The sequence below is a fragment of the Streptomyces sp. CRN 30 genome (assembly GCF_034105845.1).
This window is the reverse complement of record NZ_JAVRHI010000086.1, coordinates 1-4,973: the sequence shown is the minus strand read 5'-3', so window position 1 is coordinate 4,973 and position 4,973 is coordinate 1. Positions and strand designations below refer to the sequence as shown.

The following is a 4,973-nucleotide window of genomic DNA, read 5'->3' as shown; positions in this document are numbered from 1 at the left end:
CGAGCAGCGCGCGGGACGTCGCCGCCCAGCCGTCCAGCGGCCACAGCGCGGCGGCGAGTTCGCGGGCGGGCCGCTCCGGCCGCGCGGTGTAGTGCTGCGCCACCGCGTCCAGTGCGACGGGCAGCGGACGGCGCAGATTGGCGGGGCGCAGCCACACACCCTCCCGGAGTTCGGCGAGCCGGAGCCCGGTCAGCCGGGTCCGTAGTTCGGCGCGTTCGGCCGGGCCGCGCCCGGTCGCGGTGATGACGACCATCTCCCAGTCGCCGTCCCACGCGCGCGTGCGCGGGTGCACCGCCTCGTCCTGGCGCCGCTGCCGCTCCACGAGCCGCTCGCTGAGCCGGTAGCCGGTGGCCGTGCGCCGCAGGTCTCCGGCGGCCGCCATCCGGCTGAGCGCCGCCCGCGCGGTGGACCCGCCGACGTCGAACCGCTCGGCGTGCCGCACCAGTTCCCGTACCGGCAGCTCGGGCGGGTGCGTACCCAGGAGCAGGCTGAGCAGGACCGACCGCGCGGAGAGCGGGCGCAGTACCGGCCCGGCGTCGGACACGGGGTCGTCGATGCGCATGGACACGTACTGTACGTGCGCCCCCGTATTGCACTGTTGCTGCGGCCGCAGTCGGAGTGCAACACTCGCGTCATGGCGACTCTCGCGCACAAGCAGCACGAGCCGTACGAGCAGCACGAGCCGTACGCGGCGGCCGGAGCGTCCGTGTCCGGAGCCTCCGCGGAACCGGCGGGCCGCGCCACGCACGACGTCACCAACCAGCCGCCACCCCTCGCCCCCTACGACGCCTCCGACGACACCGCCCTGTTGGAGGGGGTGCGCCGGGAGGGCGCGGGCTGGGCCGTGGAGGATCTGCGGCGCCTCGGCCGGCGGGCCGGCAGCGTCGAGGCGCAGGAGTGGGGCGACCTGGCCAACCGGCACGAGCCGGTGCTGCGCACCCACGACCGGTACGGCAACCGGATCGACGAGGTCGAGTACCACCCGAGCTGGCACCATCTGATGCGGGTGGCGGTCGGCGAGGGGCTGGCCGGCGCGCCGTGGGCGGACGACCGGCCCGGCGCGCACGTGGCGCGGACGGCGGGCGGACTCGTGTGGGGGCACACGGAAGCCGGCCACGGGTGCCCGACGTCGATGACGTACGCCGCCGTCCCCGCGCTGCGCCGGCAGCCGGAACTGGCCGCGGTGTACGAGCCGCTGCTCACCGGCCGCGCGTACGACCCGGGACTCAGGACGCCGACGGAGAAGCGGGGTCTGCTCGCCGGGATGGGGATGACCGAGAAGCAGGGCGGCTCGGACGTCCGGACCAACACCACGGTGGCGACGCCGACCGCGGAGCCCGGCGTGTACACGCTGCGCGGGCACAAGTGGTTCACGTCGGCGCCGATGTGCGACGTGTTCCTGGTGCTGGCCCAGGCGCCCGACGGTCTGTCCTGCTTCCTGGTGCCGCGGGTGCTGCCCGACGGCACCCGCAACACCTTCCGCGTCCAGCGTCTGAAGGACAAGCTCGGCAACCGGTCCAACGCGTCGTCCGAGCCGGAGTTCGACGGGACGGTGGCCTGGCTGGTCGGGCCCGGGGGGCAGGGCGTCAAGACCATCATCGAGATGGTCAACTGCACCCGCCTGGACTGTGTGATGTCGACGGCGACACTGATGCGCAAGACGCTCGTGGAGGCCGGTCACCACGCACGCCACCGCACCGCCTTCGGGGCCCGGCTGCTCGACCAGCCGCTGATGCGCAACGTCCTGGCCGACCTGGCGCTGGAGTCGGAGGCCGCGACGACGCTCGCGCTGCGGCTGGCCGGGGCGGCCGACCGCGCGGTGCGCGGGGACGCCGGGGAGGCGGCGTTCCGGCGGATCGCCACCGCCGCGGGCAAGTACTGGGTGACCAAGCGGGGACCCGCCTTCACCGCGGAGGCCCTGGAGTGCCTCGGCGGCAACGGCTACGTCGAGGACTCCGGCATGCCCCGGCACTACCGCGAGGCCCCGCTGCTGTCGATCTGGGAGGGCTCGGGCAACGTCAACGCCCTGGACGTGCTGCGGGCGCTGGGCCGCGAACCGCACACCGCCGACGCGCTGTTCGCCGAACTCGCCCTGGCCAGGGGCGGAGACACCCGGCTGGACGCGGCCGTGGTCCGGCTCAAGGACGGCCTGGCCGCCGCCCGCCCGGCCGGGGCCCGCCGGCTGGTGGAGCTGCTGGCGCTCACCCTCCAGGGCGCGCTGCTGGTGCGGCACGCCCCGCCCGCGGTCGCCGACGCCTTCTGCGCGAGCCGGCTGGGCGGCGACTGGGGACACGCCTTCGGCACCCTGCCCGACGACGCGGGGCTCGACACCGTCCTGGGGCGCGCGCTGTCGCCCGCACAACCCCTCTGAGCTGCGCCCTTGTCCGTCCACGGCCCGCAGTCCGCTCGGTACGCGGGAGACTGTCAGTGCCGGGGTGCAGACTGGCCGACATCCGTCACCGAGACGCCACCGGGGCGTCGGCGGACACCAGGACTCAAGGCGTCGACGAAGACGCCGCGGAGGTGGTCGGCATGACCGAGGTACTGCTCGCCGTGGGCACCAGGAAGGGCCTGTTCCTCGGGCGCCGCCGAGGGGGTGCGTGGGAGTTCGACCCGGACCCCTGCTTCCCCGCGCAGGCCGTCTACTCGGTCGCGCTGGACACCCGGGCGGACACTCCGCGGCTGCTGGCCGGCGGGGACAGCGCGCACTGGGGCCCCTCGGTGTTCCACTCCGACGACCTGGGCCGCACCTGGACCGAGCCCCGGCAGGCCGCCGTCCGGTTCCCCAAGGAGACGGGCGCCTCCCTGGAGCGGGTGTGGCAGCTCCATCCGTCCGCCGCCGAACCGGACGTGGTCTGGGCCGGCACCGAACCGGCCGCACTGTACCGCTCGGAGGACCGCGGGGAGACCTTCGAGCTGGTCCGGCCGCTGTGGGAGCACCCCACCCGCTCCCGGTGGGTGCCGGGCGGCGGGGGCGAGGGACTGCACACCGTGCTCACCGACGCGCGCGACCCGGAGGCCGTGACCGTCGCCGTCTCGACCGCGGGTGTCTTCCGCACCACGGACGGCGGCGCGAGCTGGTCGCCGTCCAACTCCGGTGTCTCCGCGGTGTTCCTGCCCGACCCGCACCCTGAGTTCGGGCAGTGCGTGCACAAGGTGGCCCGGGACGCGGCCGACCCGGACCGCCTCTACCTGCAGAACCACTGGGGCGTGTACCGCAGCGACGACTCCGGCGCGCACTGGACGGACATCGGCGACGGGCTGCCGTCCACATTCGGATTCGCGATGGCGACGCATCCGAGCAGTGGTGGCACGGCGTACACCTTCCCGATCAACGCCGACGCGGACCGGGTGCCGGCCGACCGGCGCTGCCGGGTCTTCCGGACCGCGGACGCCGGCAAGAGCTGGGAGCCGCTCACCGGAGGGCTGCCCCGGGAGGACCACTACGGCACGGTGCTGCGCGACGCCCTGTGCACCGACGACGCGGACGGACCGGCCGGCGTGTACTTCGGCAATCGCAATGGCGAACTGTACGCATCGGCCGACGACGGCGACAGCTGGCGGCAGTTGGCGGCCCACCTGCCGGACGTGCTGTGCGTGCGGGCGGCGGTCGTCGGATGAGGCACGGAGGCGGTGCGGGCGCGCCCCACCGGACGGTGCCCTTCGGCGTCGGCCACCGGTTGCCGGCCGTCACCCGTACGGCAGTAGGGTGACGGCCGTGGCACCACGACCCTTGCACGAGACCGTCGAAGCCGGCTGGGCGCAGGCCCTCGAACCCGTGGCCGGACGCATCGCCGCGATGGGCGACTTCCTGCGCGCGGAGATCGCCGCCGGACGGACGTACCTCCCGGCCGGCGCGAACGTCCTGCGCGCTTTCCAGCAGCCCTTCGACGACGTACGGGTACTGATCGTCGGTCAGGACCCTTATCCGACCCCGGGGCACGCCGTGGGGCTGTCGTTCTCGGTCGCCCCCGAGGTACGCCCGCTGCCCGGCAGCCTGATCAACATCTACCGGGAGCTGAACACCGACCTCGGCCTCCCGCAGCCCACGAGCGGTGACCTGACGCCGTGGACCCGGCAGGGCGTACTGCTGCTCAACAGGGCACTCACCACGGCCCCGCGCAAGCCCGCCGCCCACCGCGGCAAGGGCTGGGAGGAGGTCACCGAGCAGGCCATCCGCGCGCTGGCGGCCCGCGGCAAGCCGCTGGTGTCGATCCTGTGGGGCCGGGACGCCCGCAACCTGCGGCCGCTGCTGGGCGACCTCCCCGCCGTGGAGTCCGCCCACCCCTCGCCGATGTCCGCCGACCGGGGCTTCTTCGGTTCACGGCCGTTCAGCAAGGCCAACGACCTCCTGATGAGACAGGGAGGTCAGCCGGTGGACTGGCGTCTGCCGTGACCGACGGGGCCGATGGGGCCGACGGTGTGCACCGCGCGGGCGGAACGGCCGGGTTCCTCGCCGTGGACTCCGGCGGCTCGGGGCTCCGGGTCGCCGTCGGGGCCCTGACAGCCACCCGAGCGGGCGGCACCGGGCCCCTGGTCCGGCGTGCGTCGCGGGAACCCGTCCGGACAGGCCCGCGGGGGATCGACCCCGGGCATCTGCTGGAGCAACTGCTGCCGCTGGCTCGGGCGTCGGCGGCAGCCGCCGGGGTGGACCGGCTGACCACCGCCGTCGTCGGCGCGGCGGGGCTCGCCACCCTCGGCGACGGCCTGCGGGCCGAACTGCCGGGCGCTCTCCTCGGCCGGCTGGGCACCGAGCGGCTCGCGCTGGCCGCCGACGCCGTCACCGCCTACACCGGCGCCCTCGGCTTCGCGCCCGGCGCCGTGGTCGCCGCGGGCACGGGGCTGATCGCGGTCGGCACCGACCTGACGGGCTGGCGCCGGGCGGACGGCTGGGGGCACCTGCTCGGCGACTGCGGAGGCGGCGCCTGGACCGGACGGGCCGGGCTGGAGGCGGCGCTGCGCGCCCACGACGG

The 4,973-nt window shown here is 75.1% G+C and carries 5 protein-coding genes; 4 read left to right on the top strand and 1 reads right to left on the bottom strand.

Annotated elements, in window-relative coordinates; translation table 11 throughout:
• Window positions 1–562: PaaX domain-containing protein, C- domain protein (locus UW392_RS08020; protein WP_320774182.1), on the bottom strand; the 562-nt coding region annotated here is incomplete at its 3' end.
• Between the two features lie 72 nt (window positions 563–634).
• Here UW392_RS08020 and UW392_RS08015 point away from each other — a divergent pair.
• From UW392_RS08015 to UW392_RS08000, 4 genes are all read left to right on the top strand, one after another.
• Window positions 635–2,371, top strand: coding sequence for a DNA alkylation response protein (locus UW392_RS08015; RefSeq protein WP_320774181.1), 1,737 nt, complete (start codon window positions 635–637; stop codon window positions 2,369–2,371).
• A 161-nt stretch (window positions 2,372–2,532) separates the two neighbouring features.
• Entirely contained in the window at window positions 2,533–3,621 is a 1,089-nt protein-coding gene (locus UW392_RS08010) for a sialidase family protein (protein ID WP_320774180.1), read from the top strand.
• Window positions 3,622–3,718: 97 nt separating this feature from the next.
• Complete coding sequence (locus UW392_RS08005; protein WP_320774179.1) at window positions 3,719–4,396, top strand: uracil-DNA glycosylase; 678 nt, start codon at window positions 3,719–3,721, stop codon at window positions 4,394–4,396.
• The coding region (locus UW392_RS08000) for a BadF/BadG/BcrA/BcrD ATPase family protein (RefSeq protein ID WP_414495757.1) at window positions 4,393–4,973 on the top strand (581 nt) is incomplete at its 3' end. The genes UW392_RS08005 and UW392_RS08000, both read left to right, overlap by 4 nt.

Excerpts from the sequence above, each read along its gene's own strand:
- UW392_RS08015 (WP_320774181.1), top strand. The coding sequence starts at position 635 with ATGGCGACTCTCGCGCACAAGCAGCACGAGCCGTACGAGCAGCACGAG.
- UW392_RS08010 (WP_320774180.1), top strand. The coding sequence starts at position 2,533 with ATGACCGAGGTACTGCTCGCCGTGGGCACCAGGAAGGGCCTGTTCCTC.